Below are 1,073 nucleotides of genomic sequence, written 5' to 3'. Positions count from 1 at the left end.
GGCCGGGACGACGGCGGAAGGTGTGGCGCGCACCTCCGCTCCCAACAACGAACAACGTAAAAGGAAACACCATGGACATCGGATTCATCGGCCTCGGAAACATGGGTTTCCCGATGGCGCGGCGGCTGATCGAGGCCGGAAACCAGCTCGTCGTGTTCGACACCCGCAAGGAGGTCGTCGACAAGCTCGTGGCGCGCGGCGCCACCGCGGCCTCTTCACCAAAGGACGTCGCCGACCAGGTCGAAACTGTGATGGCGAGCCTGCCGTCGCTGCAGGCCTCGCTCGAGGTCGCGACCGGGGCGAACGGCGTGATCGAGGGCTCACGCGCCAGGCGTTTCATCGATCTCTCCACCGTCGGCTCGCAGATGGCGGCGAAGATTCACGGCCTGCTCGCCAGGCGCAACATTGTGCAGATCGACAGTCCCGTCTCCGGCGGCGTCGGCGGCGCCGAGAAGGGCACGCTGGCGGTGATGGTGTCGGGGCCGAAGGCGGAGTTCGAGCTGTTGAAGCCGGCGCTCGGCGTGATCGGAAAGGTGTTCTTCATCGGCGAGAAGCCGGGCGCGGCGCAGACCATGAAGCTCGCCAACAATTTCCTGTCGGCCACCGCGATCGTGGCGACGTCGGAAGCCGTGGTGATGGGCGTCAAGGCCGGGCTCGATCCCGCCGTGATGATCGACGTCATCAATGCCGGCTCCGGCATGAACACCGCAAGCCGCGACAAGTTTCCGCGCGCGGTGCTGCCGCGGACCTTCGACTTCGGCTTCGCCACCGGTTTGATGGTCAAGGACGTGCGGCTGGCGCTGGAGGAGATGAAGCATCTCGGCCTGTCGATGGAGGTCGCGGACGCCGTCGGGCGCCTGTGGGAGACCGTGATCAGCGCGGAAGGCGCCGATTCCGATTTCACCGCGGCGATCAAGCCGATCGAGAAGAAGGCGGGGGTGGTGGTTGGCGGGAAGACGGGTGGATTGGCGGGGAAGTAGCCGCTCCAATCTCTTCGTCGTCCCGGCGAAGGCCGGGAGCCCATACACCACGCGGATGTGATTACGGGGACTCGGAGTTGCCCGCGAGGCGCC

1 protein-coding gene is annotated in these 1,073 nt (G+C 66.3%); it reads left to right on the top strand.

Annotation, left to right across the window (positions count from 1 at the left end):
• The first annotated feature begins 71 nt into the window (after positions 1–71).
• Complete coding sequence (locus ACXJL8_RS41810) at positions 72–980, top strand: NAD(P)-dependent oxidoreductase (protein ID WP_456617311.1); 909 nt, start codon at positions 72–74, stop codon at positions 978–980.
• Positions 981–1,073 lie beyond the last annotated feature (93 nt).

The organism is Bradyrhizobium sp. P5_C11_2, from assembly GCF_054049755.1.
This window is presented reverse-complemented; position numbering and strand designations above follow the sequence as displayed.